16 protein-coding genes are annotated in these 17,870 nt (G+C 53.7%); 4 read left to right on the forward strand and 12 right to left on the reverse strand.

Annotated elements, in window-relative coordinates; translation table 11 throughout:
• The 3 genes from OGV82_RS16400 to yddG all read right to left on the reverse strand — a co-directional run bounded on the left by OGV82_RS16400 (position 1) and on the right by yddG (position 3,072).
• Positions 1 to 441: a GFA family protein gene (locus OGV82_RS16400; RefSeq protein WP_047463656.1), complete on the reverse strand. Its 441-nt coding sequence runs from the start codon at positions 439 to 441 to the stop codon at positions 1 to 3.
• Positions 442 to 521: 80 nt separating this feature from the next.
• Positions 522 to 1,622 carry a porin OmpC gene (gene ompC, locus OGV82_RS16405; protein ID WP_047463657.1) on the reverse strand — a complete coding sequence of 367 codons (1,101 nt, stop codon included), beginning with the start codon at positions 1,620 to 1,622 and terminating at the stop codon, positions 522 to 524.
• Positions 1,623 to 2,190: 568 nt separating this feature from the next.
• Entirely contained in the window at positions 2,191 to 3,072 is an 882-nt protein-coding gene (gene yddG, locus OGV82_RS16410; protein ID WP_047463659.1) for an aromatic amino acid efflux DMT transporter YddG, read from the reverse strand.
• 234 nt (positions 3,073 to 3,306) lie between these two features.
• Between yddG and fdnG the strand changes: the two genes are divergently transcribed.
• Genes fdnG through fdnI form a run of 3 tightly spaced genes read left to right on the forward strand, consistent with a single transcriptional unit; the run spans position 3,307 to position 7,901 of the window.
• Positions 3,307 to 6,354, forward strand: a complete 3,048-nt coding sequence (gene fdnG, locus OGV82_RS16415; protein WP_077956900.1) for a formate dehydrogenase-N subunit alpha — start codon at positions 3,307 to 3,309, stop codon at positions 6,352 to 6,354.
• A gap of 13 nt (positions 6,355 to 6,367) precedes the next feature.
• Positions 6,368 to 7,252, forward strand: a complete 885-nt coding sequence (gene fdxH, locus OGV82_RS16420; RefSeq protein WP_012132387.1) for a formate dehydrogenase subunit beta — start codon at positions 6,368 to 6,370, stop codon at positions 7,250 to 7,252.
• The gene (gene fdnI, locus OGV82_RS16425) at positions 7,245 to 7,901 is read left to right on the forward strand and encodes a formate dehydrogenase-N subunit gamma (RefSeq protein WP_012132388.1); all 657 of its coding nucleotides are present in this window, start codon (positions 7,245 to 7,247) and stop codon (positions 7,899 to 7,901) included. The genes fdxH and fdnI overlap by 8 nt, the downstream gene beginning before the upstream one ends.
• A gap of 137 nt (positions 7,902 to 8,038) precedes the next feature.
• Here fdnI and maeA read toward each other — a convergent pair whose 3' ends face one another.
• Both maeA and sra read right to left on the reverse strand, forming a co-directional pair.
• Complete coding sequence (maeA, locus tag OGV82_RS16430) at positions 8,039 to 9,736, reverse strand: malate dehydrogenase (RefSeq protein WP_012132390.1); 1,698 nt, start codon at positions 9,734 to 9,736, stop codon at positions 8,039 to 8,041.
• Between the two features lie 173 nt (positions 9,737 to 9,909).
• Positions 9,910 to 10,053 (reverse strand): stationary-phase-induced ribosome-associated protein, encoded by a 144-nt coding sequence (gene sra / locus OGV82_RS16435; RefSeq protein ID WP_024130331.1) that lies wholly within the window; start codon positions 10,051 to 10,053, stop codon positions 9,910 to 9,912.
• A gap of 169 nt (positions 10,054 to 10,222) precedes the next feature.
• Here sra and osmC point away from each other — a divergent pair, with 169 nt between their 5' ends.
• Positions 10,223 to 10,654 carry a peroxiredoxin OsmC gene (gene osmC / locus OGV82_RS16440; protein WP_012132392.1) on the forward strand — a complete coding sequence of 144 codons (432 nt, stop codon included), beginning with the start codon at positions 10,223 to 10,225 and terminating at the stop codon, positions 10,652 to 10,654.
• A gap of 102 nt (positions 10,655 to 10,756) precedes the next feature.
• Here osmC and OGV82_RS16445 read toward each other — a convergent pair whose 3' ends face one another.
• The 7 genes from OGV82_RS16445 to OGV82_RS16475 are packed head-to-tail and all read right to left on the reverse strand — an operon-like array spanning position 10,757 to position 17,684.
• Positions 10,757 to 11,701: an oligopeptide/dipeptide ABC transporter ATP-binding protein gene (locus tag OGV82_RS16445; RefSeq protein ID WP_047463662.1), complete on the reverse strand. Its 945-nt coding sequence runs from the start codon at positions 11,699 to 11,701 to the stop codon at positions 10,757 to 10,759.
• The gene (locus tag OGV82_RS16450; RefSeq protein WP_047463664.1) at positions 11,694 to 12,680 is read right to left on the reverse strand and encodes an ABC transporter ATP-binding protein; all 987 of its coding nucleotides are present in this window, start codon (positions 12,678 to 12,680) and stop codon (positions 11,694 to 11,696) included. Before OGV82_RS16450 ends, OGV82_RS16445 begins: the two co-directional genes overlap by 8 nt.
• A complete protein-coding gene (gene ddpC / locus OGV82_RS16455) occupies positions 12,677 to 13,573 on the reverse strand; it encodes a D,D-dipeptide ABC transporter permease (protein ID WP_012132395.1) in 897 nt (298 codons plus the stop codon). Before ddpC ends, OGV82_RS16450 begins: the two co-directional genes overlap by 4 nt.
• Complete coding sequence (locus OGV82_RS16460) at positions 13,570 to 14,592, reverse strand: ABC transporter permease (protein ID WP_047463667.1); 1,023 nt, start codon at positions 14,590 to 14,592, stop codon at positions 13,570 to 13,572. Before OGV82_RS16460 ends, ddpC begins: the two co-directional genes overlap by 4 nt.
• A gap of 44 nt (positions 14,593 to 14,636) precedes the next feature.
• Positions 14,637 to 16,199: an ABC transporter substrate-binding protein gene (locus OGV82_RS16465; RefSeq protein WP_047463668.1), complete on the reverse strand. Its 1,563-nt coding sequence runs from the start codon at positions 16,197 to 16,199 to the stop codon at positions 14,637 to 14,639.
• Positions 16,200 to 16,215: 16 nt separating this feature from the next.
• Complete coding sequence (gene ddpX / locus OGV82_RS16470) at positions 16,216 to 16,803, reverse strand: D-alanyl-D-alanine dipeptidase (protein ID WP_012132398.1); 588 nt, start codon at positions 16,801 to 16,803, stop codon at positions 16,216 to 16,218.
• A gap of 14 nt (positions 16,804 to 16,817) precedes the next feature.
• Positions 16,818 to 17,684: a MurR/RpiR family transcriptional regulator gene (locus OGV82_RS16475; RefSeq protein WP_012132399.1), complete on the reverse strand. Its 867-nt coding sequence runs from the start codon at positions 17,682 to 17,684 to the stop codon at positions 16,818 to 16,820.
• Between the last annotated feature and the right edge of the window lie 186 nt (positions 17,685 to 17,870).

The following is a 17,870-nucleotide window of genomic DNA, read 5'->3' on the forward strand; positions in this document are numbered from 1 at the left end:
CTAATGTGCTAATTGACAGGGGTAATCCATCGCTTCGATCTCTTTACCGCTCAGGCGAGCGTATTGCCCCGTCAACCGCCAGAACGCAGGTTGCGTTTCGGTATAGATTTCGGCTGCCAGGATCAGACGACGCCGTTCATCTTCGGTTAATTCCAACAGCGTCCAGGGCATAAAATAGCGGTCGCTTTCCGTCAGCCGGAACCACAGCGGACACCCACAACCTGAACAGAAGTAGCGTTCGCCACGCGAAGAAGAAGAGAAGTGAGAGGGCTCTGGTGAATGGGGAGCCATAAGCGGACGACCGCAGGCTTCCAGGTACATCGCAATACCACCAGACCATTTTTGACACAGCGTGCAGTGACAGGCATAAACATCGAGCATTTCAACGTCAACGGTAAAATGACTCTGCCCACAGAGGCAACGTCCTGTGAACGTTTGCACGGCATACTCCTTATGACCGGATCAACATCTGGAGAAAAGCCAGCCCATCATGGGCTGGCTTATGTTCAAATCAAGAAAGATTAGAACTGGTAGGTCAGACCAACAGCAACGATGTTGTCAGTGCTAACGCCAGCTGCTTCGGTGAAGCGGCTGTCGTCAACCAGGTTGATTTTGTAATCAACGTAGGTAGACATGTTTTTGTTGAAGTAGTAGGTCGCGCCCACATCGATGTACTCAACCAGATCCTGGTCGCCCCAGCTACCGATGTCTTTACCTTTGGATTTCAGGTAAGCGATGGACGGACGCAGACCGAAATCAAACTGGTACTGAGCAACAGCTTCGAAGTTCTGCGCTTTGTTCGCAATGTGATCGCTGCCGTAAGCAGTCATATTGCGGGTTTCAGAGTAGGTGGTCGCCAGGTAGATGTTGTTCGCATCGTATTTCAGACCAGCAGCCCAAACTTCTGCGTTTTTACCGCCTGCGTTCAGTTCGTTCGCAGCAGAATTCACCTGCGCGTCAGTACGGTCAGATTTTGCATAAGATGCACCCACGCCGAAACCGTCGAACTCATAGGTAGAGGAGATACCGAAACCGTCGCCATTCGCTTTAGTGATGTCAGCGCCGTAGATTTTATCGCTGTTACTACGTTCGTTTTTACCCTGATACTGAGCAGCGAAGTTCAGACCTTCAACCAGACCGAAGAAGTCGGTGTTACGGTAGGTTGCAACGCCGGTAGTACGGCCAGTCATGAACACATCGCTCTGGGTCCAGGTATCGCCACCGAACTCAGGCAGAACGTCAGTCCATGCGCCGATGTCGTAAACGACGCCGTAGTTACGGCCGTAGTCCAGAGAACCGAACTGATCAAATTTCAGACCAGCGAACGCCAGACGCGTTTTGTTGCCTTTGGTGCCGTTGGACTCGTCGTTGTTGCCTTTGAATTCATATTCCCACTGGCCGAAACCGGTCAGTTGGTCATTGATCTGAGTTTCGCCTTTGAAGCCCAGACGCGCATAAGTTTTATCGCCATCATCACCCTTGTCGTCAGAGAAATAATGAAGAGCGGTTACTTTACCGTACAGGTCCAGTTTGTTGCCGTCTTTGTTATATACCTCAGCTGCGTTTACCGCACCTGCTGCCAACAGGGTAGTCACTGCCACTGCAACTAATTTAAGTTTCATTTTAATTAATCCTTATAATTTTCTTAGCGTGTTTCCTAAACCATTTCTAAACGAGGCCGCTTGTCAATGGCAGACTATTTTTAATAGACGTCGTGGTACTAATTCAATAATAAGTTTCATAAGATTACAAATTATTTGAAGTTGTGTGATCCAGATCTACATAATAGATCTCATGGTATTAATTTTAGATGGGTATATCCTGAGATAATATATTTTCAAAAGGAATTGTTTTGCGGGTAATGGTTTTATTGTCTCTAGTCACGCGTGCTGACTATATACGAAAATACAGTTACAAATGAACATAAAATGCTTTATTTTATCAATTGAATATCATAATTTTAACAAAAACAAAACAAGTGATGAAGTATTATACACTCCATTCGCCATTCATCAGCAACAACAAATTTTCATTTAAATAACTATATGGCAAGAAGCCAGAAAAAAAGCAAATAAGAATTTTCGAAGAAATAACGCCGATCGCAATATTCATTTAACCGAAATTAATACAGCAGGAAGAGAGTCGGGGCAGCCACAGAACTCGAAAGATAATCCGCCCCGACCACTGACTTCAGGCGCGACGCGTCGCTAACCAACAAAGCAGGGAACCCGCACACACCATAACCGCACCTTGCCAGAATGAAAATGACAGCGGCGCGCTTAACAGGACAGCAGCCAGCGCAGATGACAGTACCGGGGTAAAATAGGACCCCACAGCCATAATCGTGACGTTGCCATGCAAAATACCCACGTTCCATGCTGCATAAGCAAATCCTAACGTCAGGGCAGCAGAAAACAGTTTGATAACGACAGGCGTGCTAAAAATCATCTCCGGCTGCGGCGTCAGAAAATAATGTACCCATAAACTTGCAGCAGTGAGGAGGACAAATATCGTAATACCATTAAACCCTCTGGCATATTTGTTAGTGACAGTACAGTAGGTTGCCCAGATAAACGCGCCGAGAAAAGCGAGAAAATAGCTTAATGGGCTGGTTGCAATATTGCTGATAATTTCATCAGCATGGAGTCCATGTTCACCGCCTAAAACCCAACAGACGCCGGTTAACGCGACAATTAATCCAGGAACAACCAGCCAGGTTGTTTTTTGTCCATTGAACAAAATAGCAAAAAGAATCGTCAGGCTGGGCCATAAATAGTTGACCATGCCGACTTCAATCGCCTGGTGACGCGTTGCTGCATATCCCAGCGAGAGCGCCAGACATATTTCATAACTGACAAACAGTACGCTGCCAGCGATTAAATAACGAACAGGGAAACGACGAATATCGGGGAACCCAACGGTAAAGATGAGCAATAATCCGCTTAGCGAATAAATAGCGGCAGCGCCGCCAACAGGCCCAAGTCCTTCACTTACCCCACGAATAAGCCCGACCATCGTGCTCCAGAGTACGATGGCAATAAGTCCAATTAACGTTGCTTTTTGTGTCGTCATTCTCTCCGTTTATCCCCATTCCTGGTCAAAAAAATATCGCTGAAATTTATAGCACTTTTACACCTTCTCGCGCTAATTCATTGTCTTTCTGATACTCCTTTAGTGGTATATAAACTCGACAAAAAGAACTATTTAGTAGCGGAACCGATTCGTTATTGATTTGACGCAAAAAAGTTATGGATATTGCTGTTAGTTTCCTCGCGAAGTTACATCCCTGGAAAAAAGAGGAAAGCAATGGACGTCAGCCGCAGACAATTTTTTAAAATCTGCGCGGGCGGTATGGCGGGAACAACAGTCGCTGCTCTGGGTTTTGCACCCAAAATGGCACTGGCTCAAGCGCGAAATTATAAGCTGTTACGCGCTAAAGAGATCCGAAACACCTGCACATACTGTTCCGTAGGTTGCGGGCTATTAATGTATAGCCTGGGCGATGGAGCAAAAAACGCAAAAGAAGCAATTTATCACATCGAAGGGGACCCGGATCATCCGGTCAGCCGTGGCGCATTGTGTCCGAAGGGCGCAGGTTTGCTGGACTATGTACACAGTGAAAACCGCTTGCGTTACCCGGAGTATCGCGCGCCCGGTTCAGATAAATGGCAACGCATTAGCTGGGATGACGCGTTCACCCGCATCGCAAAGCTGATGAAAGCCGACCGTGATGCCAACTTTATTGAAAAGAACGAACAGGGCGTAACGGTAAACCGCTGGCTTTCCACGGGGATGCTTTGCGCCTCCGCCGCCAGTAACGAAACAGGCATGTTGACGCAGAAGTTCGCGCGTTCCCTCGGCATGCTGGCAGTAGACAACCAGGCACGCGTCTGACACGGACCAACGGTAGCAAGTCTTGCTCCAACATTTGGTCGCGGTGCGATGACCAACCACTGGGTTGATATCAAAAACGCCAACGTCGTTATGGTGATGGGCGGTAACGCCGCTGAAGCACATCCGGTGGGATTCCGCTGGGCGATAGAAGCGAAAAACAACAACGACGCCACGCTGATTGTCGTCGATCCACGTTTTACACGTACAGCCTCGGTCGCGGATATTTACGCGCCTATTCGTTCCGGTACGGACATTACCTTCCTGTCCGGCGTACTGCTGTATCTGATTGAAAACAATAAAATCAATGCCGAATACGTTAAGCATTACACCAACGCCAGCCTGCTGGTGCGGGACGATTTTGCTTTCGATGATGGTCTGTTTAGCGGCTACGACGCCAAAAAACGCCAGTATGACAAGTCATCCTGGAACTATCAGTTCGACGAAAACGGCTATGCAAAACGTGATGAGACGCTGAGCCATCCGCGCTGCGTATGGAATCTGCTGAAACAACACGTTTCCCGCTATACACCGGATGTTGTCGAAAACATCTGCGGTACGCCAAAGGCCGATTTCCTGAAAGTGTGTGAAGTGCTGGCCTCCACCAGCGCCGCCGATCGTACCACTACCTTCCTGTACGCGCTGGGCTGGACGCAACATACCGTTGGTGCGCAGAACATCCGTACGATGGCGATGATCCAGTTGCTGCTCGGCAACATGGGGATGGCAGGCGGCGGCGTCAACGCCTTACGCGGCCACTCTAACATCCAGGGGTTAACGGATTTAGGTCTGCTTTCCACCAGCCTGAGCGGTTATCTGACCCTGCCGTCTGAGAAGCAGGCGGATCTGCAAACCTATCTGAGCGCAAACACGCCGAAAGCCACGCTGGCTGACCAGGTGAACTACTGGGGCAACTATCCGAAGTTCTTCGTCAGTCTGATGAAATCGTTCTACGGCGATGCGGCGCAGAAAGAGAATGACTGGGGCTTTGAATGGCTGCCGAAGTGGGATCAGGCCTACGACGTCATTAAATACTTCAACATGATGGATAGCGGTAAAGTGACCGGCTACATCTGTCAGGGCTTTAACCCGGTTGCGTCCTTCCCGGACAAAAACAAAGTGGTGCAGTCGCTGAGCAAGCTGAAGTACATGGTGGTCATTGACCCGTTGGTGACGGAAACCTCCACGTTCTGGCAGAACCACGGCGAGTCTAACGACGTCGATCCGGCGTCGATCCAGACTGAAGTCTTCCGTCTGCCGTCAACCTGTTTTGCCGAAGAAGATGGCTCTATCGCCAACTCTGGCCGCTGGTTGCAGTGGCACTGGAAAGGTCAGGATGCGCCGGGCGAAGCCCGCAACGACGGCCAAATTCTGGCCGGTATTTACCACCGTCTGCGTGAGATGTATCGCAGCGAAGGGGGTAAAGGCGTTGAACCGCTGCTGAAGATGAGCTGGGACTACAAACAGCCGGATCATCCTGAGTCTGAAGAGATTGCGAAAGAGAACAACGGCTACGCGCTGGAAGATCTCTATGACGCCAACGGCGTCCTGCTGGCGAAGAAAGGCCAGTTGCTGAGCAGTTTTGCCCAGTTACGCGATGACGGAACGACGTCGTCCTCCTGCTGGATTTATACCGGCAGCTGGACCGAGCAGGGCAACCAGATGGCTAACCGTGACAACGCCGACCCGTCAGGTCTCGGCAATACGTTGGGTTGGGCATGGGCATGGCCGCTGAACCGCCGCGTACTGTATAACCGCGCCTCGGCAGATCCGCAGGGTAAACCGTGGGACCCGAAACGGATGCTGATTCAGTGGAACGGGTCGAAGTGGACGGGGAACGATATCCCGGACTTCAACACCGCCGCACCGGGTAGCGCAACCGGGCCGTTTATCATGCAGCCGGAAGGGCTGGGACGTCTGTTCGCCATCGATAAGCTGGCGGAAGGGCCGTTCCCGGAACACTACGAGCCGATGGAAACGCCGCTGGGCACCAACCCGCTGCACCCGAACGTGATCTCCAGCCCGGTCGTTCGTCTGTACGAAGAAGATGCGCGGCGTATGGGCAAGAAAGATCAGTTCCCGTATGTCGGTACAACCTATCGTCTGACCGAACATTTCCACACCTGGACCAAGCACGCACTGCTGAACGCGATTGCTCAGCCAGAGCAGTTTGTGGAAATCAGCGAAAACCTGGCGGCCTCGAAAGGGATTGCCAACGGCGACGCAGTGAAAGTCAGCAGCAAACGTGGATTCATCCGGGCGGTTGCCGTGGTGACCCGACGTCTGCAAACGCTGAACGTCAATGGTCAGCAGGTTGAAACCGTGGGTATTCCGCTGCACTGGGGCTTTGAAGGGGTTGCGCGTAAAGGCTATATCGCGAACACCCTGACGCCAAATGTCGGTGATTCCAACTCGCAAACGCCGGAATATAAAGCGTTTTTAGTTAACATCGAGAAGGCGTAAGGGAGGCGAACATATGTCTTTGGAAACGCAGGACATCATCAAACGGTCTGCAACAAACCCGATCACGCCGCCTCCCCAGGCGCGTGATTATAAAGCGGAAGTCGCAAAACTGATCGACGTCTCCTCCTGCGTAGGCTGTAAAGCCTGCCAGGTGGCTTGTTCCGAGTGGAATGACATTCGTGACGAGGTAGGTCATTGCGTCGGGGTGTATGACAACCCGGCCGATCTCAGCGCGAAATCCTGGACGGTGATGCGTTTTAGCGAAACCGAACAGAACGGCAAGCTGGAATGGCTGATTCGTAAAGACGGCTGTATGCACTGTGAAGATCCGGGCTGCCTGAAAGCATGCCCGTCTGCCGGCGCGATCATTCAGTACGCTAACGGGATTGTTGATTTCCAGTCCGAACATTGTATTGGCTGTGGCTACTGCATCGCCGGGTGTCCATTTAATGTTCCGCGCCTCAATAAAGAGGACAACCGCGTCTATAAATGTACGCTGTGTGTGGATCGCGTCAGTATCGGTCAGGAACCGGCTTGCGTGAAAACTTGCCCAACCGGGGCAATCCATTTCGGCACCAAGAAAGAGATGCTGGAGATGGGGGAACAGCGCGTGGAGAAACTCAAAGCGCGCGGTTTCGAACATGCCGGTGTTTACAACCCACAAGGTGTGGGCGGTACGCACGTCATGTACGTTCTGCATCATGCGAACCAGCCGGAGCTGTATCACGGCTTACCGAAAGATCCACAGATCGATACCTCTATCAACTTGTGGAAAGGGGCGCTGAAACCTCTGGCTGCCGCCGGGTTTATCGCCACCTTCGCCGGGCTTATCTATCACTACATTGGTATTGGCCCGAACAAGGAAGTGGACGATGAAGAGGAGGACCATCATGAGTAAGTCGAAAATGATTGTGCGCACGAAATTTATCGATCGCGCCTGTCACTGGACGGTGGTGATTTGCTTCTTCCTGGTGTCGCTGTCGGGAATTGCGTTTTTCTTCCCGACGCTGCAATGGCTGACGCAAACCTTCGGGACGCCGCAGATGGGGCGTATTTTGCACCCGTTCTTCGGCGTAGCGATTTTTGTCGCACTGATGTTCATGTTTGTGCGCTTTGTACACCACAACATCCCGGACAAGAAAGATCTTCCGTGGCTGAAGAATATTGTGGAAGTACTGAAGGGCAATGAACACAAAGTCGCCGATGTCGGTAAGTACAATGCCGGGCAGAAAATGATGTTCTGGTCGATCATGAGCATGATTTTCGTGCTGCTGGTGACGGGCGTGATTATCTGGCGTCCGTACTTTGCGCAGTTCTTCCCGATGCAGGTCGTGCGTTACAGCCTGCTGATCCATGCGGCGGCAGGCATCATCCTGATGCACGCCATCCTCATCCATATGTATATGGCATTCTGGGTGAAAGGATCGATTAAAGGGATGATCGAAGGTAAGGTGAGTCGTCGCTGGGCGAAGAAACACCACCCGCGCTGGTATCGCGACGTCGAGAAGGTCGAAGCGAAAAAGGAAAGCAAAGAGGGATTACAATAACCCGCTTTCAAAAGACAAAAGCGCTACGTCTGTAGCGCTTTTTTTTTGCCAACAGAATGCCGGATGGCGCTACGCTTATCCGACCGACAACCGTATAAAACACAGGCCCGGTAAGCGTAGCGCCACCGGGCAAACACTCAGATAGAGGTACGGCGGTAATCGCGGTATTCCGCTTGCCAGAAATTCTCGTCGATGGCTTGCTGTAGCGCTTCTGCGGACGTTTTTACCGCCACGCCCTGTTGCTGCGCCATTTTACCCACGGCAAAGGCAATCGCTCGCGACACGGTCTGAATATCTTTCAGCTCCGGCAATACCAGACCTTCGCCGTTGAGCACCAGCGGAGAGTATTTCGCCAGCGTTTCGCTTGCCGACATCAGCATTTCGTCAGTAATACGCGACGCGCCGGACGCAATCACGCCCAGGCCGATCCCCGGGAAGATGTAGGCGTTATTACATTGCGCAATAGGGTAAATTTTATCTTTCCAGGCCACCGGCGCGAAAGGACTGCCGGTCGCGACCAGCGCATTACCTTCAGTCCAGGCGATGATGTCCTGAGGCGTGGCTTCAACGCGGGACGTCGGGTTAGACAGCGGCATCACGATCGGACGTGGGCAGTGCTTGTGCATCTCGCGAATGATCTCTTCAGTAAAGAGTCCGGTTTGCCCCGACACGCCAATCAGAATGTCCGGCTTCACGTTGCGCACGACATCAAGCAGGGAGAGCACTTCGCTTTCGCTGTCCCAGTGTTGCAGGTTCTCGCGTTTTTGCACCAGCTTCGTCTGGAATGAGAGCAGGTTAGGCATCTGGTCCGTCAACAGACCAAAGCGATCCACCATAAACACTTTCTGGCGAGCGGCTTCTTCGCTGAGTCCTTCGCGTTGGGTTTGCGCGATGATCTGTTCAGCGATCCCGCAACCGGCAGAACCCGCGCCAAGGAAGACGATTTTCTGCTCGCTCAACTGGCTGCCCGCCGCACGGCTGGCGGCAATCAGAGTACCGACGGTCACGGCTGCCGTTCCCTGAATATCATCGTTGAAAGAGCAGATTTCATCGCGATAGCGATTAAGCAGCGGCATCGCGTTTTTCTGCGCAAAATCTTCGAATTGCAGCAAGACGTCCGGCCAGCGCTGTTTCACCGCCTGAATAAACTCATCGACGAATTCATAGTATTCGTCATCGGTGATGCGCGGGTTACGCCAGCCCATATAGAGCGGATCGTTCAGCAACTGCTGATTGTTGGTGCCGACGTCCAGCACCACCGGCAGGGTATAGGCCGGGCTGATGCCGCCACAGGCGGTGTACAGCGACAGTTTTCCGATTGGAATCCCCATTCCGCCAATGCCCTGGTCGCCAAGACCGAGGATGCGTTCCCCGTCCGTCACCACAATCACTTTGATATTGTGGTTAGGCACGTTTTGCAGGATATCGTCCATGTTGTGGCGGTTCTGATAAGAGATGAACACGCCGCGCGCGCGACGGTAGATCTCAGAGAAGCGTTCACAGGCGGCGCCGACCGTTGGGGTATAGATAACCGGCATCATCTCATCGAGATGGTTTTGCACCAGTCGGTAGAACAGGGTTTCGTTGGTATCCTGAATGTTGCGCAGATAGATATGTTTATCGATTTCCGTTTTGAATCCCTGATACTGGATCCAGGCGCGCTCCGCCTGTTCTTCAATCGATTCGACCACTTCCGGCAGTAACCCCAGCAGGTTGAAGTTACGGCGTTCTTCTATACTGAAAGCGCTTCCTTTATTCAGGAGAGGAAATTCCAGCAGCACAGGGCCAGCGTAAGGAATATAAAGGGAACGCTGTTTCTTGATTTTGGTTTCCATGTCACTCACTCTTTTTCGAATATCCGTTCCTGGTGCTGTTTTATGGGCGTACTTAGGTTTTCACCAGGGCGTCGGGCAAAGAGTATAAAGCATTGTGAATGAATCCAGGCTTTTGTAAGCAAAAACACCATTGCGGTTGCAATGGTGTTTATCGTCATATCAGAACAGGGCGCTTACTTTTGGCTGTCAGCGTGACGTTTTCTGCCAGTAGGGTTGTTGACCACGCTGACTTTGTCGCCTTCGGTCACGAGCTTGCGTTGGTTGGAAATTTTATGGTCCAGTCCAAGAATATGACGGGCCTGACGGTTCGATTTCATTTTAACTCCTCAATCCTGTTGCTAGTTTTAAGGACAAATTCGCAATTGCGAAAGAAACGTAACCCCTTAGGTTGCTGGTACAGCATAGCAGGTTTTCCCCGGAAGGCGACCGAACGCGTGTAACAGAGTTGGTCTATACTTTCTGTTTTGAGCCAACAGGAGAGCAAGAATGACAATCCATAAGAAAGGTCAGGCACACTGGGAAGGCGATATTAAAGGTGGAAAAGGTACGGTATCGACCGAAAGCGGCGTGTTGAATCAACAACCCTATGGCTTTAATACACGCTTTGAAGGCGTAAAAGGAACCAACCCGGAAGAGTTGATCGGCGCGGCCCACGCGGCCTGTTTCTCGATGGCGCTTTCGCTGATGCTGGGCGAGGCGGGTTTTACCCCATCGTCAATCGACACGACAGCCGATGTCTCGCTGGATAAAGTCGACGCGGGTTTTGCGATCACGAAAATTGCGTTGCACAGTGAAGTGGCCGTACCCGGCATTGATGCGTCCACCTTTGACGGCATTATTCAGAAAGCAAAAGCCGGATGCCCGGTTTCGCAGGTGCTGAAAGCGGAAATCACGCTGGATTATCAGTTGACGTCATAACGGCATCGATCTCGACGGCCCGGTGATTGAGCGTCGGGTCGGCTCCACAAAACACTCTGTAGGCCCGGTAAGCGACAGCGCCACCGGGCGATTACCTAGTTCTTACTCCACCGCTCGCCAGCAGCGAACGTCGCTCTCCGATCCCCGCGTCAATAATGCCTGCGGTTTTTCACAGCCACGGGTTGCCAGCGGACAGCGATCGCGAAAATAACACCCTTGCGGCAGGTGGCGGTTCCCCGGTAATTCCGTTTTGCGCAGCACCAGATCTTCTGCCAGCGGCGCACCCGTTTTCGGCACGGAATCCAGCAACAGCCGGGTATAGGGATGCGCAGGCGTGGTCAACACCTGTTGCGCGTCGCCCAGTTCAACAATTTGCCCGAGATACATCACCGCCACCCGATCGCTCATGTACCGCACAACCGACACGTTGTGTGAAATCAGCACATACGTCAGTTTACGGCGCGTCTGTAGCGCAACCAGAAGATTAAGGATCTGCGCCTGCACGGAGATATCCAGCGCGGAAGTTGGTTCATCAAGCACGATAACGTCCGGCTCTGACGATAAGGCGCGGGCAATGGCGATGCGCTGACGTTGTCCGCCGGAAAACGCATGGGGAAGCCTGTCGAGGTACTCAGGCCGGATGCCAACCTGTAAGGCCAGTTCTTCCGCCAGCGTCCGCCGTTCACGTTCGCTGTTATGCTTCTGGAGCCAGACGGGCTCAGTGATAATCCGCCAGACGGGTAATCGGGGGTCCAGCGAAGAGAGCGGGTCCTGAAAGACCATTTGCATCCCGCTGTTGGCGCCGGTGCGCGCAACGCCAGGCCGCGAGCACTCGCCGTGGCTGGGTTTTAACATTCCCATCAGCAGTTGCGCCAGCGTACTTTTCCCGCAGCCGGATTCCCCCACGATGCCAAGCGTTTCTCCCTGGCGAATCTGCAAATCCATACCGTTCAGGGCATGTACGCGCTCCGTCACCCGGCCCAACCAGTTTTTACGGGCGGGGAAGGTGATATGGACATCCCGTAACGAGAGCAATATGTCAGACATGCGTCATCTCCTGTTGTGGATACCAGCAGGCGGATTGTTGTTCAGGTTCGCCATGATTCTCCAGCGCCGGGACAGCCTCGCACAGCGTCCCGGCGGCAAAACAGCGTTCGCGGAAGGCGCATCCGGTTGGCAGGCAGGTCAGGTTAGGCACCGTCCCTGGAATCGCGGGCAACGGCGCGCGAGGTTCGCCGTGTTCCGGCGCGCATTTCAACAAACCAATGGAATAGGGATGCGTGGGGCGGCGAATAACCGTCTGCGTGGGGCCGCTCTCAATCACGCTTCCGGCGTACATGACATACAGCCGATCGCACAACTGCGATACCACCGCCATATCATGACTGATAAACAGCACCGCAGTACCGCTGGCTCGCGCTTTTAGTTTCAGCAAACGCAGAACCTGTAGCTGCACCGTGACGTCCAGCGCGGTAGTGGGTTCGTCGGCAATAATCAGCTCCGGCTCGCAGGAGAATGCCAGCGCGATCATCACCCGCTGGCGCATCCCGCCGGACAGCTCAAACGGAAATCGCGCCATAACCTGCGCCGCATCGGGAATTTGCATCTCTTCCAGCAGGGCGATGGCTTTCTCCCGCGCCGCCTGGCGGCTCACCGCCTGATGATGGCGAATGACTTCCACCATTTGTTGCCCAATGCGCCGGGTGGGATTCAGCGCCGTCATTGGCTCCTGGAAGATCATCGACACGCGCGCGCCGCGCCATTTACGCATCTGCTTTTCGCTGGCATTCAGCACATCCTCGCCCAGCAGCGATACGCGGCCCTGATGAATGTGATAGCTGCCTTCCGGCAGCAGCCGCATTGCCAGCATGGCGGTGACGGATTTACCTGACCCGGACTCGCCGACCACGCCGACGATTTCGCCCCGGTCGATACGCAACGATACGTGGTTAAGGGCGTGAACATCGGCTTTGTAACCCGGAAAGCTCAGGTGTAAATCCTCAATTTCCAGCACGGGTTGGGTCATGACTGTTTTCCTCCGGCTTTAGGGTCAAGCAGATCGCGAATACCATCGCCAAACAGGTTAAACCCGACAGCGGTAATCAGGATCGCCGCCCCAGGAAAGGCGCAATACCACCACTGGTCGAGGACATAGTTACGACCAATAGCCACCATTGCGCCCCATTCAGCGGAGGGCTGTTGTGCGCCAAGGCCAATAAAACCCAGCGTGGCGGCCATCAGGATCGCGCTGCCAATATCCAGCGACGCCTGCACGATAAGCGGCGGCAGCGAATTACGTAAGATATGCCAGCTGATAAGGTGCCAGCGGGAAGCGCCATACGTTCGGGCAGCCTGTACATAGGTAAACTGGCGCACGACCAGCGTTTGCCCCCGCGCCAGGCGCACATAAAAAGGAATACGGACAATGGCGATCGCCATCATGGCGTTAAACAGGCTCGGCCCCAGCGCGGCGGCCAGCGCCATTGTCAGCACCAGCGAAGGAATCGACAGCATAATATCCATCAGGCGCATAATAATGGCGTCGGCGCGCCCGCCCATGACGCCGGACAGACAGCCAAGCAAGGAGCCGATTCCACCGGCAATCCCTACGACGACCAGCCCGGCGACAATGGATTGCTGGCTGCCGACCAGTACGCGGCTGAATAGATCGCGTCCCACTTCGTCAGTGCCGAACCAGTGCGTCGCAGAGGGCGCAAGCAGGCGCGCGGTCAAATCGATGGCATTAGGATCGTAAGGCGTTATCCAGGGCGACAGCACCATCAGTAGCAACATCAGGATGATAATCACGCCGCCGGTCAGCGTCAGCGGGCTGCTTTTCATCAGCCAGAAGAGTTTTGCCCAGTCGATCCGGCGGCGGGCGGTCTGCGACGGGGCGGGCGTCTCTTGCGTTAACATCATTCAGCACCTCCGCGACCGATTCGGGGATCGATCCACAAATAGAGTAAATCGACGACCAGGTTTACCAGCACATAAGCCAAAGAGACCACTACGGCGAATCCCATCACCGCCGGAAAATCCAGCGCCTGAATAGAGGTGACCACCCACGCCCCCATTCCCGGCCAGGCAAAGACCGTCTCGGTAAGCACGGCGCCATACAGCAAATCGCCCAGCGCCAGCCCCAGAACGGTAATCGACGGAATCAGGGCGTTAGGCAAGGCATAGCGGAGCACGATGTACCAGCCAGGCAGACCGCTGGCACGCGCGGTGCGAATGTAGTCCTCACTGAGTTGCTCCAGCATGGCGGAACGAATCTGACGGGCGACAATTCCCAGGTGGACAAACGCCAGGGTCAGCGCCGGTAAAATAAGGTGTTGTAACGCGTTGAAAAAGACCTCGCCATTCCCCTCCAGCAGCGCGTCAATCAGGTAGAACCCGGTGACGTGGGCGGGCGGGTCCAGCCAGTCATCAAGCCTTCCACCGCCGGGCAGAATTTGCAGATGCCCGTAAAACAGAACAATAACGCCCAGCCCCAGCCAGAACGCCGGGGTGGAAATGCCGGTTATCGCCATCAGCCGCACCAGATGGTCCAGCCAGCGGTTTCGCCAGACGGCGGATAAAATCCCCAGCGGAATCCCGATCACCAACGCCAGCAGCAGGGAACAGAAGGCCAGTTCAAGCGTGGCGGGGAAAAACACGCGCAACTCTTCCATTACCGGGCGGCCAGTGCGTATAGACGTGCCCAGATCACCGTGAAAAACGTCGCTGACATAGCGAAAAAATTGCACATACAGCGGCTGATCCAGCCCCAGCTGCTGGCGAATGTTTTCGACAATCTCATCGCTGGCGCGATCGCCGGCCAGCAGTCGCGCAGGGTCGCCAGGAATCAGGTGAGAAATAATAAACGTAATTACGCAAACACCGGCGACCACCAGAATTAGTCCCCAGCATCGCTGGCGTAAAATGCTCCAGAACGTCATAGGCTTCCCCTTGCGGAGCCATAACGGCCCCGCATCAACGTGGCTTATTTACTCATGGCGCCAATATTAAAGACCTGTTCCAGCATGGGGTTGAAGACAAAGCCTTTGACCTCTTTGTTCATCGCCAGTTGGTAGTTTTTCTGGAAGAGATAGACGTAGGCGGCCTCATCAATCACGATGGTTTGCGCCTGCTGGTAATCCTTCGTTCTGGCCGCCTGATCGGTGGTGGTCAGCGCGCTGCGCAGAAGTTTATCGACCCCGGCGTTTTCATAAAACGAACGGTTACCCGGCAGGCCTTTCTTATCAGACTCAAACCAGTAGTTCATGAACATGTACGGGTCGGCGAAGTCCGGGCTCCAGTTGCCGATGGCAATGTCGTAATCACCTTTGCCGATCCGGTCACGCATGGTGGCATTCGCCAGTTTTTCCAGTTTCACCTTAATGCCCAGCTTGCTGAGACTGGCCTGCGTGGAAAGCGCAATCGGCTCCCAGTTCGGATCGTTATCAGAGTAGAGGAAGCTCAGGCTGTCGGGCTTTGTCGCGACTTGCTCCCAGGCGGCTTTAGCTTTCGCTTCATCAAAACTGTACTGCATTGCCTTCGCGTCATAGCCCCACATACCTTCAGGAATCGGGCCGCGCATCTGCTTGCCGTTACCGCTGAGGATACCCGTCACCATACCCTGATAGTCCGTTGACCATGAGATGGCCCGGCGCAAATCCACCTGATTCAGCGGCGCTTTACTGTTGTTCAGATAGAGATAAGTCACGCGCAGCGAAGGGTAATCCGCCACGTTGACTTTCCCTTCCTGTTTTAACGCGTTGAGCTGGTCTACCGGGAGAGCATCGGCAATGTCGATGTCTCCCCGCGACAATTGCAGGCGGCGGGAAGCGCTCTCACCAATAATTTTTACCGACACGCGCTTAAAGGCAGGTTTGGCTCCCGCATAATGCGGATTCGGCACCAGAATCAGCTGCTGTCCTTTCTGCCAGCTTTTCAGCATAAACGGGCCGGAACCTGCGGTGTTCTGCGCCAGAAAACCGCGCGCATCATCTGCGGCATGTTCTTTCAGAACCGCCGGGTTAATAATGGAGGCACCGTCATTCGCCAGCGTGTACAGGAAGGGCGCAAACGGCTGGCTCAGCGTAAATTTCACCGTATAGTCATCGACGGCTTCGACTTTCAAATCTTTTGGAAAGGCTTCTGCCGGGCCTTGTCCAATTTTCAGCAGACGCGCAAAAGATTGTTGCACCGCATCTGCCGTAACGGGCGAGCCATCAGCGAATCGGGCATCTTTATTAAGGGTAAACGTCCACTCTTTCTGATCGTCAGAGGCCTTCCAGTCGCTCGCCAGATCGCCTTCAACCTCCGTGGAACCTTTACCTCCCTCGGTTTTGTACTGCACAAGGCGTTGATAAGACGGGTAGGTCACCGTCCAGTCGTTGTTATCAATAGTGACGGCAGGATCAAGCGTTTGCGGATCGGCCGCTTTACCAATCACCAGCATATCTTTGGGTACAGCCGCCTGAGCGGCGGGCAGGGCAACAGCCAGTGCCACGGCAATCAGGGCGGGACGAAACAGCGAAGTTAAAGCGTGTGTTGTCTTCATGACCGTGCTCCATCATTTACAGGGAGGGTTGTGTTGTTGTGCGTGATGCCGGGAAACAGGCAATGCAGTCGTCGAGCAAGGGGTAGCTGGCCGCGTCCGGCAATTCGAAATGCCACCATTCACTGGTGATGCCGACAAAACCACCGCCAAACATAATAGCGTTCAATAACAATCGATTACGTTGCGCTGCGGGTGGAACAGAAGGGTGATACGAGTGCGAGCGATCGTGCATTTCATCAAAACCGGCCCCCATATCAAGCACGTTGCCATGCTCATCCATCAGAGTGACGTCAATTGCCGTACCACGGCTATGGTTTGAACCGATGGCTACATCCACCACGTATTGCGGATCGGGACAGACATGCCACAGAACCGACTGCGCCTGCTGCGGACGATAGGCGTCGTATACCACCAGAGACAGCCCTGCCAGCTGCGCGATGCTGATACTTTTCGCCAGCGCGGTGACGGCATCCGTATGCAACAGGCAACGGGCCTCCCGGTAAATGGGCGCGCCGGTGAGGTTATCGGCGGTGGCGTATTTGAGATCGATATGCAGCGAGGGGAAAATCACTGACAGATCGACCAGTTCAGGGGTTTCTGACATAGCACGTTTCCTGTTTATTGTTCGAATTGACCAAACTCTTGTTGCAGCTGGCGATTGGTTCGCAGCCGTTCAGCAAGCGTATCGCCCAGTTGATCCACCACGCCTGACAGCAATAAGTTGAACAGGCAGCTCACGGGGGCGAGCGAATCCCAGAAGTGCCCGGTGTCGGTTTTTACCTGCAATAAGTCGATGGCGTAGTCTCTGGCCCACGGACACCAGACATCAGTGATTAACGCCAGCGGAATGCGCCGCTCGCTGGCAACGCGACAATACTGACGGGCAGCGGCGGAATAGGCGCGGGTATCCGTGATCACCACATATGGCCGTGCGAACCCGGAATTCAGCGACTCGACCCAGCTCCCGGATAGCCCTTCGGAATAACTGACTTTGGGCCGCAGGTATTCCAGATGGCTGAAAAAGGCGTTAGCAATGCCGCGCGTGGACTGAATCCCCAGAACATACACGGCCTCCGCATGCGCCAGTTGCTGAGCGATTCGCAAGAACGTTTCACTTTGCGCCAGCTGATAGACGTGGGTGATGGCATCAATTTCCAGCGACAGCGACTGACGCGCTCTGTCGGGCAGTCGCTGTTGCTGTTGCCAGGAGTCAAGGCGTTCATTCATCCCCCAGGGCTGATAGGGCACGGATGGCAGTTCCCGCAGGCTGGCCTTGGCATCCTCAAGATTACGAAAACCAAGCTTCCGTAAATAACGTCCAACCGTGATGCCGCTGGTGCCTGTCGCTCTGGCGATACCGTCTGCCGTTTCAAACGGTATCTGCGCCGCGTGCGCTAACAGCCAGCCTGCAACGCGCTTTTCGCTGGGCGTATGTTGGCTAAAACTCTTCTCAATTCGGGCAAATAACTCAGGTTTTGATGTCATTACCGTCTCGCTGTTAGTGAGCTGTCAGAGAGCGTTCCGCTGTTACTGAATTAACAATGCAGGACGCATGCCAACCTGGAAACCACGGCATCGCCGTCTTTTTTGTTAAATTAAGGTGATATTTAATTAACGAATAATCAACATTTGTGCAGATTAGTTCACTTTTGGTGCAGCGATCGTCAGAGA

It is taken from the genome of Citrobacter sp. CK191 (assembly GCF_030333435.1).
In the GTDB taxonomy this organism is placed as follows: Bacteria; Pseudomonadota; Gammaproteobacteria; order Enterobacterales; family Enterobacteriaceae; genus Citrobacter_B; species Citrobacter_B koseri.

Coding starts and splice junctions, on each gene's coding strand:
- ompC (WP_047463657.1), bottom strand. CDS start 1,622: ATGAAACTTAAATTAGTTGCAGTGGCAGTGACTACCCTGTTGGCAGCA.
- yddG (WP_047463659.1), bottom strand. CDS start 3,072: ATGACGACACAAAAAGCAACGTTAATTGGACTTATTGCCATCGTACTC.
- fdxH (WP_012132387.1), top strand. CDS start 6,368: ATGTCTTTGGAAACGCAGGACATCATCAAACGGTCTGCAACAAACCCG.
- fdnI (WP_012132388.1), top strand. CDS start 7,245: ATGAGTAAGTCGAAAATGATTGTGCGCACGAAATTTATCGATCGCGCC.
- maeA (WP_012132390.1), bottom strand. CDS start 9,736: ATGGAAACCAAAATCAAGAAACAGCGTTCCCTTTATATTCCTTACGCT.
- sra (WP_024130331.1), bottom strand. CDS start 10,053: ATGAAATCGAACCGTCAGGCCCGTCATATTCTTGGACTGGACCATAAA.
- osmC (WP_012132392.1), top strand. CDS start 10,223: ATGACAATCCATAAGAAAGGTCAGGCACACTGGGAAGGCGATATTAAA.
- OGV82_RS16445 (WP_047463662.1), bottom strand. CDS start 11,701: ATGTCTGACATATTGCTCTCGTTACGGGATGTCCATATCACCTTCCCC.
- OGV82_RS16450 (WP_047463664.1), bottom strand. CDS start 12,680: ATGACCCAACCCGTGCTGGAAATTGAGGATTTACACCTGAGCTTTCCG.
- ddpC (WP_012132395.1), bottom strand. CDS start 13,573: ATGATGTTAACGCAAGAGACGCCCGCCCCGTCGCAGACCGCCCGCCGC.
- OGV82_RS16460 (WP_047463667.1), bottom strand. CDS start 14,592: ATGACGTTCTGGAGCATTTTACGCCAGCGATGCTGGGGACTAATTCTG.
- OGV82_RS16465 (WP_047463668.1), bottom strand. CDS start 16,199: ATGAAGACAACACACGCTTTAACTTCGCTGTTTCGTCCCGCCCTGATT.
- ddpX (WP_012132398.1), bottom strand. CDS start 16,803: ATGTCAGAAACCCCTGAACTGGTCGATCTGTCAGTGATTTTCCCCTCG.
- OGV82_RS16475 (WP_012132399.1), bottom strand. CDS start 17,684: ATGACATCAAAACCTGAGTTATTTGCCCGAATTGAGAAGAGTTTTAGC.